16 protein-coding genes are annotated in these 16,989 nt (G+C 64.4%); 3 read left to right on the top strand and 13 right to left on the bottom strand.

Annotation, left to right across the window (positions count from 1 at the left end; translation table 11 throughout):
- Window positions 1-28 precede the first annotated feature (28 nt).
- Complete coding sequence (locus NOV65_RS09190; protein ID WP_257306660.1) at window positions 29-1,801, bottom strand: DUF885 domain-containing protein; 1,773 nt, start codon at window positions 1,799-1,801, stop codon at window positions 29-31.
- Window positions 1,802-2,055: 254 nt separating this feature from the next.
- Window positions 2,056-2,301 (bottom strand): ArsR/SmtB family transcription factor, encoded by a 246-nt coding sequence (locus NOV65_RS09185; protein WP_257306114.1) that lies wholly within the window; start codon window positions 2,299-2,301, stop codon window positions 2,056-2,058.
- Between the two features lie 225 nt (window positions 2,302-2,526).
- On the opposite strand from NOV65_RS09185, the gene NOV65_RS09180 reads away from it, so the two are divergent.
- Entirely contained in the window at window positions 2,527-2,850 is a 324-nt protein-coding gene (locus tag NOV65_RS09180) for a hypothetical protein (protein WP_257306112.1), read from the top strand.
- Window positions 2,851-3,160: 310 nt separating this feature from the next.
- Here NOV65_RS09180 and NOV65_RS09175 read toward each other — a convergent pair whose 3' ends face one another.
- The 7 genes from NOV65_RS09175 to NOV65_RS09145 all read right to left on the bottom strand — a co-directional run bounded on the left by NOV65_RS09175 (window position 3,161) and on the right by NOV65_RS09145 (window position 11,046).
- The gene (locus NOV65_RS09175) at window positions 3,161-4,096 is read right to left on the bottom strand and encodes a YihY/virulence factor BrkB family protein (RefSeq protein WP_257306110.1); all 936 of its coding nucleotides are present in this window, start codon (window positions 4,094-4,096) and stop codon (window positions 3,161-3,163) included.
- Between the two features lie 17 nt (window positions 4,097-4,113).
- Window positions 4,114-4,314: a hypothetical protein gene (locus NOV65_RS09170; RefSeq protein ID WP_257306108.1), complete on the bottom strand. Its 201-nt coding sequence runs from the start codon at window positions 4,312-4,314 to the stop codon at window positions 4,114-4,116.
- Between the two features lie 47 nt (window positions 4,315-4,361).
- On the bottom strand, window positions 4,362-6,794 hold the full coding sequence (gene lon, locus NOV65_RS09165; protein WP_257306106.1) for an endopeptidase La: 2,433 nt from the start codon (window positions 6,792-6,794) through the stop codon (window positions 4,362-4,364).
- 15 nt (window positions 6,795-6,809) lie between these two features.
- Window positions 6,810-8,054, bottom strand: a complete 1,245-nt coding sequence (gene clpX / locus NOV65_RS09160) for an ATP-dependent Clp protease ATP-binding subunit ClpX (protein WP_257306104.1) — start codon at window positions 8,052-8,054, stop codon at window positions 6,810-6,812.
- Window positions 8,055-8,079: 25 nt separating this feature from the next.
- A complete protein-coding gene (locus NOV65_RS09155; protein ID WP_257306102.1) occupies window positions 8,080-8,550 on the bottom strand; it encodes a GreA/GreB family elongation factor in 471 nt (156 codons plus the stop codon).
- A gap of 50 nt (window positions 8,551-8,600) precedes the next feature.
- Window positions 8,601-9,521 (bottom strand): lysophospholipid acyltransferase family protein, encoded by a 921-nt coding sequence (locus tag NOV65_RS09150; protein ID WP_257306100.1) that lies wholly within the window; start codon window positions 9,519-9,521, stop codon window positions 8,601-8,603.
- Between the two features lie 223 nt (window positions 9,522-9,744).
- Window positions 9,745-11,046 (bottom strand): arginine deiminase, encoded by a 1,302-nt coding sequence (locus tag NOV65_RS09145; protein ID WP_257306099.1) that lies wholly within the window; start codon window positions 11,044-11,046, stop codon window positions 9,745-9,747.
- Window positions 11,047-11,243: 197 nt separating this feature from the next.
- On the opposite strand from NOV65_RS09145, the gene NOV65_RS09140 reads away from it, so the two are divergent.
- Window positions 11,244-11,825 carry a peroxiredoxin gene (locus tag NOV65_RS09140; protein WP_257306097.1) on the top strand — a complete coding sequence of 194 codons (582 nt, stop codon included), beginning with the start codon at window positions 11,244-11,246 and terminating at the stop codon, window positions 11,823-11,825.
- 758 nt (window positions 11,826-12,583) lie between these two features.
- Here NOV65_RS09140 and NOV65_RS09135 read toward each other — a convergent pair.
- Genes NOV65_RS09135 through NOV65_RS09120 form a run of 4 tightly spaced genes read right to left on the bottom strand, consistent with a single transcriptional unit; the run spans window position 12,584 to window position 14,955 of the window.
- Window positions 12,584-12,769, bottom strand: a complete 186-nt coding sequence (locus NOV65_RS09135) for a hypothetical protein (RefSeq protein ID WP_257306095.1) — start codon at window positions 12,767-12,769, stop codon at window positions 12,584-12,586.
- A gap of 15 nt (window positions 12,770-12,784) precedes the next feature.
- On the bottom strand, window positions 12,785-12,943 hold the full coding sequence (locus NOV65_RS09130; protein ID WP_257306093.1) for a hypothetical protein: 159 nt from the start codon (window positions 12,941-12,943) through the stop codon (window positions 12,785-12,787).
- Between the two features lie 39 nt (window positions 12,944-12,982).
- Window positions 12,983-14,185, bottom strand: coding sequence for an NrfD/PsrC family molybdoenzyme membrane anchor subunit (gene nrfD, locus NOV65_RS09125; protein WP_257306091.1), 1,203 nt, complete (start codon window positions 14,183-14,185; stop codon window positions 12,983-12,985).
- Window positions 14,182-14,955, bottom strand: coding sequence for a 4Fe-4S dicluster domain-containing protein (locus NOV65_RS09120; protein WP_257306089.1), 774 nt, complete (start codon window positions 14,953-14,955; stop codon window positions 14,182-14,184). Before NOV65_RS09120 ends, nrfD begins: the two co-directional genes overlap by 4 nt.
- Before the next feature lie 479 nt (window positions 14,956-15,434).
- Here NOV65_RS09120 and NOV65_RS09115 point away from each other — a divergent pair, with 479 nt between their 5' ends.
- Entirely contained in the window at window positions 15,435-16,970 is a 1,536-nt protein-coding gene (locus NOV65_RS09115) for a sigma-54 interaction domain-containing protein (RefSeq protein WP_257306088.1), read from the top strand.
- Window positions 16,971-16,989 lie beyond the last annotated feature (19 nt).

The raw sequence follows: 16,989 nt of genomic DNA, 5'->3' as shown, positions 1-16,989 counted from the left end.
ATGCCGAGCGCTGGCGTTCTCCCCACGCTCAACGTTCCTGTTCCGCCACCCAGTCCTTGATGCGCCGATCGAGCACATCCAGGGGCAAGGCTCCGGCGCTGAGCAGCTCGTCATGGAACCGGCGGACATCGAACTTCGCACCGAGTTGGCGTTTGGCGTAGTCACGCAATTCGAGGATCTTGAGCTGCCCCACCTTGTAGCCCAAGGCCTGACCCGCCCATGAGATGTACCGATCCGTCTCGCTTTGGACGACAACTTCCTCGATGCCGGAATGGGCGTGGAAGAACGCCACTGCCTGCTCGCGCGTCCACTTCTTGTGATGGAGGCCGGTATCCACCACCAGGCGGATGGCCCGGAGCATCTCATCCTGCAGGTGGCCGTAATAGCTGTAGGGATCCTGGTAGAAACCCGCCTCCTCTCCCAGCTGCTCGGCATACAGGGCCCAGCCCTCGATGTAGGCTGTGTAGTCGCCCTGCTGGCGGAAGGGAGGGAGCTCGGAAAGCTCCTGGGCGATGGCGAACTGCATGTGGTGCCCCGGAACGCCTTCGTGAAGCGCCGATGTCTCGATGCTGAGGGTGCGCCGGCCGGCGAAATCGCCTGTGTTGACCATGATGTGGCCGGGCCGGGAACCATCGGGCGTGCCCTGGTCGTAGGCAGCCGCCGGCGCTTCCTTCTCCCGAAACATCGGTACGGGCATCACCACCACACTGGCCTTGGGCAGCCGTCCGAAGAACTGGGGCAGCTTCGCATTCATCTGGGTCGTGTATCTGGCGTAAAGGTCCACGATCTCCTGACGGGACTTCGGATGGACCGCGGGATTGGTCTGAAGGGAGGCATTGAAGCTCTTGAGATCCTGGAATCCGAGCTTCCTGGCCGTATCGAGCAGCCGGCCTTCGATGCGCCGCACTTCCTTCAACCCGATCTGATGGATCTGATCGGGACTCAGGTCCGTCGTGGTCGATACTTTCACCTGGTAGGCATAGCGCTCCTCGCCCTGCGGCAGGGACCAGAGCCCCGCGTCGGCACGTCCTTTGGCAGCGTATTCGTTGCGAATGAATGCCGCGAATGTTCGGTAGGCGGGCACGACTTCCTCAGCGATCGCGTGCAGGATGCCTTCTTTGAGCCTGGCCTTGTCGGCCTCGGAGAAGTTGGCGGGGAATTTGGCCAGCGGCTGGGCGAAGGGGGAGTCCTCCCGTCCGGCGGCGATGAGGTTCTCGCACTGCTGGACGATCTTGGGCAGGAGGAAGGCCGGAGGCATGAGGCCATCCCGCATCCCATTCCGCATCTGGGCCACCGTTTGATCGAAGGCGCGGGGAAGCTGGTGGAGCCGAGTCAGGTAATCCTCGTAGTCCTTCACCGTCTCGAAGGAAAGCTGCGACACGAGCTGTGGCGCATCGAGGTGGATGCCCGCGTTCTGGAACACGGGCATCTCCCAATCCTTGAATCGCGCGCCCTCCAGCTCGAGACGCAATCGGCGCACCATCAGCTCTTGATTCAACCGTTCCTGGGCAGGAAAGCCTGTGGTATCAATGGCCCCGAAGCGCCTGAGGAAGTCCGCGGCCTGTTCGAGGTTCCGGTCAACGGCAGCCTGCGAAAAGTCCGAAAGCTTATCGTTGTACCGCTTGTCTCCGATGATCGACGCAAATTCCGGATGGGAGCGAAGATGGTGTTCCCACTGCTCGCGGAGCAGTGCATCAAGGGCTTTCCTGCGCGTCGCCAGGTCGGGAACGGAAGTTGCCAGGATCGCGGATGGGTGTTTTTCATGAAGGGGACGCCCCGCCTCCTGTGCCTGGAGACCCATGCCAGAAAGGGCGAGCGTGGCTAGAAAAAGCGGCTTCGGAAACATGGCGGCTCCTTAGGAGGGTGTGTTCTGGATTGGGCTGGGCCGTTCCACCAGCGGAAACAGCCACCACCGTGGGTAAAGACAGGCCTGGGGCCCTGCCCGGAGGAAGCCACCACCTGTGCCGACGCAGGATGGATCCTGGATCTGGTCCATGCTGATCTTCCTTTGCTATCGTAAAATTACGATTTAGTAAGCCAAAAAAATTGAAACCTCTAGAACACTCGCTCAACCAGGGTCCGGAACCATGCCGTGTTCTCCGGGGAGAGCTCATAGCACACCGACGGACCATCCACTTCACCCTTGATCCAGCCAGCTTCCCGAAGAACCTTCAAATGCTGGGAGACCGTGGCCTGGGCGATGGGCAGGTGGTCCACGATCTCTCCGGTAATGCAGCCAGGATGGGTGACCAGGAACTTCAGGATCTGGAAGCGCAACGGACTCCCGGCGGCTTTCATCATCCGAATGAAACGGACCTCATCCTTTTCCCCGATCGCGAGGTTGCAGCAGCGAGGAGGGACGGACCCCCGGGTTCGACTCATATCGTAATAATACGATATAAAAACCAAGTGTCAAGATGGGCGCCCACCCAACAGGACGATTCGCCCCTCTTCGGAAGACACCCTTCAAGGGGTTGACGACCCGCCCGGCTGCGCCTTTCATCGGAGAATCCACCAGGAGCCCCCATGATCGCCCGCCTGTGGCACGGACGCGTCCCCTCCACCCGGAAGGAGGCCTACCGGGACTTCCTCCGCGCCCGGGCCATCCCCGACTACCAATCCACCCCCGGGAACCGCGCCGTCTTCATTCTGGAACGCGATGAGCAGGGGGTCGCGCACTTCCAGACCCTCACCTTCTGGGAGGATCTCGACGCCATCCGCCGCTTCGCGGGCGACCCCGTGGAGACAGCGAAGTACTACCCCGAGGACCGGGACTTCCTGTTGGAGTTCGAACCCACGGTGACCCACTGGGATGTGGCCGGCCAGTCCGTGCCGGGCCTGGTCCCCTAGGGCCTGTTTTCAAAGTGGATGCGAGCCGCGACGCCGCCCAGCCGCGCTCATGACAGATATCAGTTCGTCTCGCGTATCGCCACAGGCGATACCGAGAAGGCGGCGGCCGAAGGGCGATGCGGGACATCGTTCGAGGCCGTCAACGTAGCCAGGGGTGCGGCTGGGCGGCGTCCCGGAGGACAAGGGGCGGCGCCCGGCGCGATGCTGCGTCAAGCTCCTCACCGATAGTGCCGCTATCGCCTTCGTCGCTTTCCTTGCCTCGCTTGGGCGGCGCCCCTTGCGCGGCCACACCCCACTTTGAAAACAGGCCCTAGGGCCGCCCGGCCGGCTCCCCCTTCCCCCGCAGCCAGGGTGGCACGGGGGTGGCGCCGGTCTCGTGGCGGTAGAAGGCGGCGGTGATCTCGGCGCCCAGCAGCAGGATGGCGCAGCTGTAGTACAGGAAGGTCAGGCCCGCGACGATGCCCAGCAGCGAGCCATACATGATGCCCCAGGTCATGGTGTGCTTGAGATAGACGCCGAAGCCCCACTTGGCCAGCCACCACATGGTCGTGGAGATGCCCGCGCCCAGGAAGGCGTGGCGGAACTTCACGTGCAGGCGGGGGAGGTGCTGCAGCACCACCGTCACCACGATCAGGCCGATCAGGGGGGCCAGGTAGGGCAGGAAGTCCGTCTGTCGCAGGGGCATGAAGCGCCGCAGGGCGCCGCCGAGGAGGACGGCCAGGAAGACGACCGTCATCAGCAGCCCCCCCACCAGGAAGACCAGCTGGCGCAGCAGGTGGTTCTTGCGGGTCTGCCGGTGCTTCTTGATCCGCAGGCCGAAGACATGGGCCAGGCTGGTGTCCAGCTGGCTGATGCCCCAGTAGCTGCCGAAGAGGAGCACGATCCAGGACAGTCCCATGCCGCCGATCTTCTGGCTGTTGGCCAGGGCATCGATGACGAACTCCCGGGGCAGGTAGGGCACGATCTCTTGCAGCGTCTTCAGGGTGGCTGGCCCATAGGCGCGGCTGCCCAGGATGGCGCCCAGCAGCTTGAACAGCAGGGTGGACAGCGGCACCAGGCTCACGATGAGCCAGAAACTCAGGCCCGCGGCATAGCTCAGGCAGTCGTCCTTGTGGTACTTGCCCAGCACCTCCACGGTGAAGGCCCCGGCCCGGCCCAGGGGCGGCACCGCCCGGGCGAGCTCATGCCAGACCCGCTCCAGCTTGGCGACCAGGCTTGCCCAGTGGCCCAGGACCTTCTCGACCACGGCCCCCTCCTTCCGGGTCAGAAGCGGACGGGGTGCCGGGGCAGCAGGTACATCAGCCAGGCGAGCGCCAGCCCGATGCCGATGAGCCCCGCCGCATGCTTGAGGATCGAGGCCCGCGTCCGCTCAGGTCGTGTCGTTGGATGCAAAAGCCCCAGCACCAAGGCGATGCCGAGCCCCATGACGACGAAGTGGATGACATGGCTGGAGAGAAAGCGCATGGAGTCAGGGTAGCAGGCGGAGGGTCGGGGCCAGAGCCCGGACTGCCCTACTGCATGGCCGGGTTCTCGCGGGCGGGGCTGGCCGCCTGCGAACCCGCCGCCTCCGGTCCCAGGGGCTGGGGCATGCGGGTGAGGGCCAGCTGGATGACTTCGTCCATGTGGCTCACGAGATGGATGCTGAGCTGCTCGCGGACCTCGGCGGGGATCTCCTCCAGGTGGCGGGCGTTCTCGCTGGGGATGAGCACGGCCTTGCGGCCCTGGCGATGAGCCGCGAGGAGCTTCTCCTTCAGGCCGCCAATGGGCAGGACGCGGCCCCGCAGCGTCAATTCGCCGGTCATGGCCAGATCAGCCCGGGCGGGGATGCCGGTCAGCACCGAGATCAGAGCCGTGGCCAAGGTGATGCCGGCGCTGGGGCCGTCCTTGGGAATGGCCCCCTCGGGCACGTGGACATGGAGATCCACCGTGTCCAGGAAGTCGCGCTTCAGGCCCAAGCGCTCGGCCCGGGCGCGGACATAGCTGAGGGCCAGGTTGGCGCTCTCCTGCATGACCTCGCCCAGCTTGCCCGTGAGCTTGAGGACGCCCTTGCCGGGCAGCACGGCGGCTTCGATGGTGAGGAGGTCGCCCCCCGTGGGCGTCCAGGCCAGGCCGTTCACGAGGCCCGGCGGGGCCGTGTCCTCCGCGCGGCTCTCCAGGAATTTTTCCGGTCCCAGCAGCTTCGGCACGCGATCGGCGGTGATGAGGGGATCGAAGGCCTCGTCCGCCGCATCGGACAGGTGGGGCTGAAGGGTGTGGCGGGCCAGCTTGCGCAGGATGTTGGCGATCTCGCGCTCCAGCTGGCGCACGCCGGCCTCGCGGGTGTAGGCCTGCACGAGTTTCTCCAGGGCCGCCGGCTCGAAGTGCACGCCCATATCCTTCATGCCGTGGCCTTCGAGGGCCCGGGGGAGCAGGTGCTGCTCTGCGATGGCCAGCTTCTCCTTGGTGGTGTAGCCCGAGAGATCCAGCACCTCGAGGCGGTCCTCGAGGGGCTCGGGGATCTGGTGGCGGATGTTGGCCGTGGCCAGGAAGAGCACCTGGCTGAGGTCGAAGCCCACGTCCAGGTAGTGGTCCTGGAAGCTGGCGTTCTGCTCGGGATCCAGCACCTCCAGCAGGGCGCTGCTGGGATCGCCTCGGAAATCCGAGGCCATCTTGTCGATCTCGTCCAGCAGCATGAGCGGGTTGCGGACCTTGGCCTTCTTCATCAGCGAGATGATGCGGCCCGGCATGGACCCGATGTAGGTGCGCCGGTGCCCGCGGATCTCGGCCTCATCGCGCACGCCGCCCAGGGACAAGCGCACGAAGGGGCGGTTCAGCGCCCGGGCGATGCTGCGGGCGAGCGACGTCTTGCCGACGCCCGGGGGGCCCACGAGGCAGAGGATCGGGCCGCGAAGCGGGGAATGAGCACCTTCCCCCGCGGCTTCCCCTGCTCGCAGCCGCGCCATGACGGCCAGGTGTTCCAGGATGCGGGCCTTGATCTTGTCGAGGCCGGAGTGGTCCTCATCCAGCACGCGCTCGGCCTCCATGAGGTCCAGACGCTCATCGGCCATGGCCTTCCAGGGCAGCGCCAGCAGCCAGTCCAGATAGGTGCGGCTCACGGTGGCCTCGGCGCTCTGCGCCGGCATGGCGTCCAGACGTTCCAGCTCCTCCAGGGCCTTGGCCTTGGCCTCGGCGCTCATGCCCGCGGCTTCGATCTGGTCCTTGAGGCGGGCGGATTCGTCCTTCTCCTCCTTCTTGCCCAGCTCCTGCTGGATGACGCGCATCTTCTCGTTCAGGACGTACTGCTTGTGGTCCTGGTCCAGACGCTGCCTGGTCTTCTCGTCCAGCGTGCGGTCCACTTCGGAGCGGGCCGCATCCAATTCCAGCAGGCGCATCAGGGCCTCAAGCCGGGGCCCGATCTCCAGCTGTTCCAGGATCTCCTGCTTCTGCTTCACCTCGGCGGGCACCAACCCGGCCACGGTATCGATGGCCTTCCCGAGGGGCAGCTCACGGATCTGGTCCATGCTCAGGAGGCGCGAGGCGTCGGGATTGCGGCCCAGGAAGACTTCCACCGCCTGATGGAAGGGCTGGAGGGATTCACCGGCCGGGTGGGTGGGTTCGGCCAGCAGGTAGGCCTCGGCCTGGATGACTTCGCCGCTGTCGTCGTAGCGGCGCAGGTTCACCCGGGCGATGCCCTTCACGCCCACCTTGTAGTAGTCCTTGGGCAGGGCGATGACGGATTCCACCAGGGCCAGGGTGCCGATGGCGAAGAGGTCATCCTGGCCCGGCGACTCCACCTTGGCGTCCTTCTGCGTGAGCATCAGGAGGTGGTCGCCGGCCTTGATGGCCAACTCCAGCGTACGGACCGAACCCGACCGCCCCACCACGAAGGGCACCCGAGCGCCGGGGAACAGCACCATGTCCCGGATGGGAATGGCCGGCAGGGTCAGCGTCTTTGGAACGGCCAAGAATGACCTCTCGAATCAACCTGCGGCGGAGATGGGCTGGGAGGGCAGGCCCAGCACTTCCTCCACCTTCTGGCGGGTGATGCGCAGGGATTCGCGCGAGGTGCGCTTGTCCGAGGGCAGCTCGTACATGGGCTCGAGCAGGATCTGCTCCACGAGGCTGCGCAAACCGCGGGCGCCCAGCTTGCGGTTCAGGGCCTGCTCGGCGATGGCGTCGATGGCGCCCTCCTCGAAGCTCAGGTCCACGTCGTCCATGTCGAACAGCTTCACGAACTGCTTGGTGATGGCGTTCTTCGGCTGGGTGAGGATGGCCACCAGGGCCTCCCGGTCCAGGGGCGTGAGGCCCGCCACCACGGGCAGGCGGCCCACCAGCTCGGGGATGAGGCCGAACTTGATGATGTCCTCGGGCTCCACCAGGCGCAGCAGGTTCTCCTTGTCCTCTTTCGACGAAGGCGTGGAGCCGAAGCCCACGGCCTTGGCCCGGATGCGCTGCTTGATGATGTCCTCGATGCCCACGAAGGCGCCGCCGCAGATGAACAGGATGTTGCTGGTGTCCAGCTGGATGAACTCCTGGTGCGGGTGCTTGCGCCCGCCCTGGGGCGGCACATTGGCGACCGTGCCCTCCACGAGCTTGAGCAGGGCCTGCTGCACGCCCTCGCCACTGACGTCGCGGGTGATGCTGGGGTTCTCGCTCTTGCGGCCCACCTTGTCGATCTCGTCGATGAAGACGATGCCGCGCTGGGCCCGCTCCACATCGTAGTTGGCGGCCTGGAGCAGCTTGGTGAGGATGTTCTCCACGTCCTCGCCCACGTAGCCGGCTTCCGTCAGCGTGGTGGCATCGGCCATGGCCAGGGGCACATCCAGGAAGCGCGCCAGGGTCTGGGCCAGCAGGGTCTTGCCGGTGCCCGTGGGGCCCAGCAGCAGGATGTTGCTCTTGGAGAGTTCCACCTCGGGGCCGCCCAGGGCCTTCCGGGGGGTGACGATGCGCTTGTAGTGGTTGTAGACCGCCACACTCAGGCGCTTCTTGGCGGATTCCTGGCCGATGACGTAGTCATCCAGGAAGCCCTTGATCTCCTTGGGACGGCTGAGCCGGGCATCGGGTTTGCCCAGGGGCTTGCCCTGGCGGCTCATCCGCAGCTGGAGCTGGCCCGCCTCCAGGCACTCATTGCAGATGAAGGCCTCGGGCCCTGCGAGGAGCTGCTCCACCTCGTGGGGTTCCTTGCCGCAGAAGGAGCATTTCTGCTCGCGCTTGTACTTATTCATGTCGAGCTCCCCTCCTGGGGACGGCTTAGGCTACATCGTGAATGGTCTTCAGTTCCAGGATCTCGAAGCGTCGGGCGCCCGCGGGGATCTGAACCCGCACCTCGTTGCCCTCCTCCTGGCCCACCAGCGCCATGCCGATGGGGGAACTGATGCTGAGATGCTGGGGATGGCCATCGAGTTCCTCGGGGAGCACCAGCTTGAAGGTGAACTCCTCCTCGGAGTCCAGGTCCAGGATCGTGACTTTGGACCCATAGGCGGCCCGGGACTTGGGCAGACGGCTGATATCCAGGCTGGCCACTTCCGAGATGCGCTTTTCGAGGGTGACCAGCTTGTTCTGGAACATGTCGCGCTTGGCCAGGGCCTGCTCGTACTCGGCGTTCTCGGAAAGATCGCCCTGGCCGGCGGCGCGGGCGATTTCCTGCGGGATGTCCACCAGGAGGGCCTGCTTGATGTCCTTGAGTTCCTGTTCGAGCTTCACAAGCACGTGCTTGGGCATGGTGATGTCCTGGAAAGAGAGGTCAAAAAAAGGCGGGCCGAAGGGCCCGGTCAGGCAAGGGGAGGTTGGATCGATTCTACCCACTCCTGGGGGGGAATCGGAGCCGGGAGGGGGTGGCCCGTCCCCGGTCGGGTCTTGAAGCGGCGGTGCATCCAGAACCACCAGCGGGGGTCTTTCCGGATCTGGGCCTCGATGCGGGCGGTCATGAGCTGGGTGGCCACCCAGGCATCCCGGGCCGCGTCCCCGGTGGCGGGCACGTGGAAGGGGGGCTCGAACCGCACGGTGGTGGTGCCGTCCGGGTTGGGCCAGCTGAAGACCGGCAGCACCGGCAGATCGTAGCGGGCGGCCAGACTGCCCGCCGTGGAGAAGGTCGAGGCCCACCGGCCCAGGAACCGGACGAACACGCCGCTGGTGAGGGCGTCCTGGTCCAGCAGGAAGCCCACGCCACGCCCCGCTTTCAGGGCCTTCAATGTGTCGCGCATGGCGCCATCCTTGAGGATCACCCGGTTGCCGAACCGGGTGCGGAAGGCCAGGGAGATGGGTTCCAGCAGGGGGTTGTCCAGCTCCCGCCCGATGGCGTCAATGGTACGACCGTGCCGGCTCTGGGCCAGGGCGACGGCCTCCCAGTTGCCATAGTGCCCCGTCAGCTGGATGAAACCCTTCCCGGTGGCCTGGACGGCATCGAAGTGTTCCAATCCCTCAACTTTGATCCAGCGGTCAAGTTCCTCGGCGGTGGCGTGCCGGAGGCGCAGGAGGCTGATGAAGAGGGACCCGAAGTGGCGGAAGCAGGTCCGCGACAGCGCCCGAGTCTCGGCTTCTGACAGGCCCAGGTCCGCGCAGCGCAGGTTCTCCCGGACGATGCGGCGGTGCCGGGGGTCCACGAGATAGAACAGCGAACCGGCCCCTTCCCCCAGAGCCTGGACCGTGGCCCAGGGCAGGCGCCCGAGGACCCCGTCCAGCAGGCGGAACACGCCGTACTCCAGACGATGTCTGAACTTGGGCCGGGAGCTCGGAGAGGGGGTGGGGGTCAAGTCGGCCAAAAAAAAAGGGGCGCCTCGGGGGACGAGGCGCGGAAGGACAGTCTACCAGCAACCTTGTTCAGGATTCTTTCGCAAGCATTTTCAGCAGTTCCATCCCCGCTAAGTGAGGGAAACGGAGGCGTCCGAGCCGTGGATGGGATCGGGCTGAGGAAACCTACCTCGCCTCCCGGGAGAGGGGCATGGTCATGCAGCGCGGCCCGCCCCGGGCGCGGCTCAGCTCGCTGGCCTCGATCTGGACCAGGTATTTCTTTCCGTCCAGCAGGTCCAGGGCGGGATCCGCCAGGACCTCTTTCGCGCTCAGGAGGTGGTAGCCGGCCCGGTCCAGGGCCTCGGCGGTGGCGAGGTTGCGGCCATAGCTGGTGATGACGCCGGGCGCCAGGCAGAAGGCGTTGGCCCCGTCGGTCCACTGCTCCCGCTGCTGGAGGATGAAGTCGCTGCCACCGCAGAAGATGGGCTGGAGGTCGATGCCCACCACCTTCAGCGCCTTCAGCAGGCTCGGGTGGGTGCTCATGCGCAGCTCGGGATGGCGCAGGTCGATGCTGGTCACGTTCAGCAGCTCCCGGCTGCCCTCCATGAAGTAGGGCGGGTAGACCAGGCACTCGCCTTCGCTGGTGCGGGTGAAGATGGTATCCAGGTGCATGGCGCTGCGCTTCTTGGGCATGAGCACCATGAGCAGGTGGTCGAAGCTGGTGTCGTCCTCGGCCCGGTGGGCCCGGAGGCTCTCCGCCAGGAGCTGGATGGCGTCCGCCTGGGTGCGCTCGGAGCAGCCCACCACGAGCACCTTGTGGCTCAGCACGAGGATGTCGCCGCCCTCCATGCTCACGGGCGCCTTGATCTCACCCCGGATCAGCGGCGTCACCTGATCGAACCACTTGTCGTGCTCGGTGTGGTGCCGCAGTCGCGGGTGGTGCCGGAAGACGTAGCTGAGGATCAACGGCTCGCGTTCCCGGGCCCAGGTGGCCATGGAGTTCACGCTGTAGCCGTCGCCGATGACCGAGGCTGGGTCGCGCATGAACAGCAGGTTCGGGATGGGCCGTACCCGGTAGTCGAACTCCTCCTCCCAGCGCGTGTGGCTCGGCATGTCGTCCCAGGGCAGGCCCCCGATGACGCTGCGGGCCACGTCCGCCGGGGTCATGTCCCGCAGCAGGTTGCAGGTGTCGTCCGGCAAACCCACGAGGCGCCGCAGGTCCTCCACAAAGGCCAGCTTCACCCCCTCGTCCTGGAGGGCGGCGATGAAGAGGTCCTGGATGTCCAGCACCTCGTCAGCCACCCGGGCCAGCACCTGGCGGAACTGGGCGTGCTCCTGGCGGGCGAGGTCGCCGTAGAGGATGTCGTCGAAAAGCAGCTTCTCCATCATCCCGGGCACCATCAGGTCCACCTCGGGGCCGGGGTTGTGGACCACCACCTGCCGGAGGCGGGCGGTCTCGGAGAACACAGAGAGTTGGATGGGCTGCATGCGGGGCCTCGGGGGTCCTGAAACCCCGCAGATTAGCATGGAAGCCTTGTCCCATCTGTATCTGCGTCTTTCAGTTGACCCATGGGTTCGATATACTTTACTGATTTGGTCGGATATTTTCCTTGAACCCCGGAGAGGCTGGTCCTAGCCTGATTATTCCCACCGAAACCCGGGGCAAGACCCCTTCTGGAGGCTTCATGGCCGCATTTGTCACCCAGCCCGCACCCGATTTCAAGGCCGACGCCCTGGTCAATGGTGAGTTCAAGCAGATCTCGCTGTCCGACTACAAGGGCAAGAAGGTCGTCCTCTTCTTCTACCCCCTCGACTTCACCTTCGTCTGCCCCACCGAGATCCTGGCCTTCGCCGACGCCCTCAAGGAGTTCGAGGCCCGGAACACCCAGGTCATCGGCGTCAGCGTCGATTCCAAGTTCAGCCACCACGCGTGGGTCAACACCCCGCGCAAGGATGGCGGCATCCAGGGCGTGACCTTCCCCCTGGTCTCCGACCTGAACAAGACCATCGCCCAGGACTACAACGTGCTGCTGCCGGCCGGCATCGCCCTGCGCGGCCTGTTCATCATCAACAAGGACGGCATCCTCAAGCACATCACCGTGAACCACAACGACCTGGGCCGCAGTGTGGAGGAAGTCCTCCGCCTCCTCGATGCCGTCGACTTCACCGAAGAGCACGGCGAAGTTTGCCCCGCCAACTGGCACAAGGGCGAGAAGGCCATGAAGCCGACGACCGATGGGTTGAAGGCCTACGTCGCTTCCAAGTAGACCGGCAGAGAACGCACAAAGCGGGCGCCGCAAGGCGCCCGCGGTGTGTACCCGGAGGCGGAATGGCCTTCTGGGCCATGACCATCCGACAGCAGCGAAGCGAATGGAGGATAGGGCCGCATCGGCGCAGCCGATGGCGGGGGCAAAGCCCCGAGGACCGGAGGTCCGAGCCAGGCCGACGACCGATGGGTTGAAGGCCTACGTCGCTTCCAAGTAGACCGGCAGAGAACGCACAAAGCGGGCGCCGCAAGGCGCCCGCGGTGTGTACCCGGAGGCGGAATGGCCTTCTGGGCCATGACCATCCGACAGCAGCGAAGCGAATGGAGGATAGGGCCGCATCGGCGCAGCCGATGGCGGGGGCAAAGCCCCGAGGACCGGAGGTCCGAGCCAGGCCGACGACCGATGGGTTGAAGGCCTACGTCGCTTCCAAGTAGACCGGCAGAGAACGCACAAAGCGGGCGCCGCAAGGCGCCCGCGGTGTGTACCCGGAGGCGGAATGGCCTTCTGGGCCATGACCATCCGACAGCAGCGAAGCGAATGGAGGATAGGGCCGCATCCGCGCAGCCGATGGCAGGGGCAAAGCCCCGAGGACCGGAGGTCCGAGCCAGGCCCACAACCGATGGATTGAAGGCCTACGTCGCTTCCAAGTAGACCGGCAGAGAATGTACGAAGGGGGCGCCAGAAGGCGCCCCCTTCGTGTACTCAGTGCCAGGATGGCCTCCAGAGTCTGGCCGCTGACCTGCACTTGGACCTGAGGTTCAAGGGTGAATCGGTCTGTGGCCCTCGACTCCCTGGAGCTGGGCGGGTCCGGCCGACAGATTCATCCGCGTGACCGTTCCCTGGGGATCTTCCCGCCTGGCTTTCGCCCGTCGGGAGACGGCCTGCACGACAAGGTCCGTGCCGACGAATGCGACGATCAGGAACAGGACGAGCAGCATGGTCATGGCTGGCCTCCGGATCTACTGTTTGCGGTGTGATTCCCTGCGCTGAAGGACGAATTCACGGATCGCCTCGCCGCAGATCCAGGCGACCAGCACGACAGCTGCGATTCCAAGCGCGCTGTTCGTGATGTTCAACATGAGCGTTTCTGGGTTCTTCCAATTGGCCAAATCGAACATGTAGACCTCCTGTAGAACATTCACTGAGGGGAACTCCACTCACCGGGACTCCAGGTCTCCACCTTCACGGGAGATGAAGATGGGCTCGGGCGGCCCGGTCACGACCTCCTTTCGACGGCGTGGGCCGGCCACTACGGGTTCGAAGATCGGCAGGTACTTGACGATGAAGGAGAAGGCACTGAACCCGACCGCCGTGATGCCGAGCGTGATGAACACCTCGATCAGGGACGGGAAGTAGGTCTGCGTGGGGTAGTGCTCCAGCCCGGTGATCGCGGTATTCATCCGGTTGAAGGCGAACCCGACCACCACCAGCAGGGTCGCGGCATACAGTCCCCGTCGCGAGGTCCGGACCCTTTCCATGAGCAGCATCACGAACGGGATGACGAAGCCGATCAGCAGCTCCGCGTAGAACGCGAGGCTGTAATAGGTGAGGGCCGTCAGTTCGCGCCAAGCCCCCCTTGTCAGAAGATCCTCGACCCTGACGACGAAGTACACGGCCAGCGTGACGGCGATGATCTTGGCCAGGTTGGCGCGGAGCGGAGTGGGAAGGAGGTCGCGCCCTCCGCGAGCAAAGATCAGAGATTCGAGGATGACCATCGAGATCCCGGACGCGATGCAGGAGATGAAGAAGAGGACTGGCAGCAGCGGCGTGTACCAGAGTGCGTGCAGGCGGTTCGGGACGATCAGGTACAGCGAACCGAACGAGGACTGGTGCAGGGTGGACAACAGCACCCCGAAGATCATGAGCGGCAGCGAGATGGCGTGGATCCACTTGATCGGCGAAACTATATTCAGTTTTTCGAGGACGATCGGAGCGAACTCCAGGGAGAGGACAGTGGTGTACAACATGAGACACCAGCTGATCTCGCACATCACCGAGTGCGGATTCCACATGACCAGGGGATGCCAGAAATGGTCGGGGCGGCCGAGGTCGATGATAAGAACCAGGACCACCAGCAGGTACCCGATGAAGGCAGTCAGGATCGCGGGTCGCACGATGGGCTCGTACTCCTTGGCGTGGAATAGGTTGACAGCGGCCACGATGGTGAAGCCCGAGGCGGCGAGTCCGATCCCGAGGAAGTCGAAACCGATCCAGAGCCCCCACGGGAACTCATCGCTCAGGTTCGTGGTGGCGCCGAGTCCGTAGTTGAACCGGGCGAAGGCCGCCATGGCCCCGGCCAGGATCAGGGTGGTGGCGATGGGGTGCCATCCGGTGATGCGTGGCAGACCTGGGATCTTCATGGCTTGTCCTCGGGCGGGCGGGTAGGGTCCTTCTTCTGGGAGGCCTCGAAGGCCTGGACTTTGGCGCGTCGGTTGGTGATCCACCAGACGCCGCCGAGCAGGACCCCTCCCACGGAAAGCACATTGGGAACCTTGGAAAGAGCGCTCATGGTCAACATGGGCATAGGCGTCTTCCCCATCCGGGAATCGAAGCCCAGTTGCTCGAACGGAACCGGGCTTATGTAGAACATGGATGTGCCGCCAACGTCATCCTTCCCGTAGACCCTGGGAACGAACCTGGCCGGCTCGGCGTTGATCCGGCGGGCTGCTTCGACCAGCAGCTCCTCGCGATCACCGAAGAGGGTCGCCCCAGTGGGACAGGCTTCAGCGCAGGCGGGCTGAAGCCCCCTGGCCAGCCTGGACGCGCAAAACTTGCACTTCTGAATGCGAGGCTTGGTGCTGCTCCATTCGTATTTCGGCACGTGGAACGGGCAAGCCTGCAGGCAATAGCGACAACCGATGCATTTCTCGCCGTCGTAAGCCACGGGGCCGGCTTCCGTCTTGCTGAGAGCGCCGACGGGGCAGACTGACACGCACGTGGGCACATCACAGTGCTGGCACATGCGGCGCACATACAGGTCGTTGTACTTGTCCAGAGCCGTGTAGGCGGTCAAGGACAGGTACTTTTCCTCGTTGGGGGGGAGCTGGTTCTCTTCCTTGCAGGCGCTCTGGCAGGCGTTGCACCCGACACAAAGGGTCAGGTCAATTAGCATGGCTTTCTTTTGACTCATGATCTCAGCCCACCCATCAGGAGGAAGATGTTTTTATTTATTGATTGCAAACGACATTGGCCACCAGTCAATCACCTATAGATCAAGTCCCATGCCAAGGCGAAGAAACGATCGTTATCGATCCATCTGCTTTAATAATTAATCTTAAATAATAGATGCCATCGAGATCAGGCTCGGGCCGTGCCTTGCCCGCCGCGCCATGGCGCGGAACCGTCAAATGCGACGGATGCGGGCTTGGGTTGGTACTTGATTGGAAATTAAACAGTTTGTAAAGACTCATCGCGGAATTTCGGGATTCGCGGGTTTGCGAAGGGAAAAGATCTACATTGATTGATGACCGCTGCGTATTCAACGAATCACCAGGGGCTGCAATGTCAATGGACAATGGACCTTACGCATTCCATTCCAGCGAGATCTCCGGTGTCCGTTTCCGTTTCGGCCCAGTTCGAGACCGAAGGCACCGGTCGCTCGCGGCCCTCGTGTCCGAACTGCTCCTGAAGCGGACTGAAATGAATGCAATTCTCGATACGACTCCAAACGCCGTCTGCATCATGTCCACGGCCGGGGTCACCCGGTGCAATCCCGCGGCCCTCCGGATGTTTGGTGCCACCTCGCTCGATGACCTTCGGGAAACCTTCGGAAGGAATCTTGAGGGGTTCACCCTTCGATGGCCACACAGCCAGCTCCCCCTCCGCGAGGAGGAGCGCCCTCTCACCCGCGCCCTCTCGGGGGAACGGTTGACCGAAATGGTGCTGGCCACCCACGCCGGGACCGGCGATGAAATCATCCTCCGGATCACGGCCGCGCCCATTCTGAAAATGGGCCGCATCATCGGTGCCGTCGGCGTCCACTCGGATATCACCTGGGGAAGGCGAGCGGGCGCTCTCCCTGCCCCTTCCGGCCAGGGACCGTTGATGGGGAGCGGGCGACCAGGCCAGCCCACGCACCTGCTCTTGAAGGAACAGGAACTCCGGGAACAGGCGGAAGCGGAACTCCACCGGGCTCACGCGGAGATACAGGAACTGAAGAAGCATCTTCAGACGGGGCACGCGTACCTGTTCCAGGAGATCAACCGCACCTACAACTTCGGTGAGGTGATCGGACAAAGCCCCTGCCTCGAGGACGTTTTCTTCCGGGTCGAAGCCGTGGCACCGCAGGATTCGACGGTGCTGCTGCTGGGCGAGACGGGGACGGGCAAGGGACTGGTGGCCCGCGCCATCCACAGCAGGAGCCTGCGCAAGCACCGCCCCCTCATCACCGTCAACTGCACAGCCCTGCCCGGCAACCTGATTGAGAGCGAGCTCTTCGGGCGCGAGAAGGGCGCCTTCACAGGGGCCAGTTCCCAGCAGCTGGGCCGTTTCGAACTGGCCGACAAGGGCACCATCCTCCTGGACGAGATTGGTGACCTGCCTTTCGAGCTGCAGGCCAAACTGCTGCACGTCATCCAGGAAGGTGAGTTCAGCCGTCTGGGCAGCGCGAAGACGATGAAGGTCGATGTCCGCATCATCGCGGCCACCAACCGGGACCTCTACGAGGAGATCCGGCTGGGTCGTTTCCGGGAGGATCTGTTCTACCGGCTCAACATCTTCCCCATCACCGTGCCCCCACTGCGGGAGCGCAAAGAGGACATCCCTCTGCTCGTCGACTATTTCCTTGATAAGTTCAACCGCAAACTTGGCAAAAACATCAGGATGGTCACCAACGGCACCATGGATGACCTCATGGCCCACTCCTGGCCTGGCAATGTGCGGGAGCTGGAGAGCGTCATCGAGAGGGCCGTGATCATCTCCAGGGGCACGACCTTGCAGGTGCTGGATCATTTCGAGGCTCCCTCCCTGGCCGGGCCGCAGGATGAAGGGAAGCCGCTGGTCGATCTGGAGCGCGACTACATCGATCAGGTGCTGCGGAAGACCAACTGGAGGATCGAGGGCAGCAACGGGGCGGCCCGCATCCTCGGCCTGAACCCGAGCACCCTCCGCGGCCGGATGCGGAAGGAGGGCATCCGCCGCCCCTGACCAGGCGGAGGTCCGTCGC

The sequence above is a fragment of the Geothrix campi genome (genome assembly GCF_024609265.1).
GTDB lineage: Bacteria > Acidobacteriota > Holophagae > Holophagales > Holophagaceae > Geothrix > Geothrix campi.
This window is presented reverse-complemented; position numbering and strand designations above follow the sequence as displayed.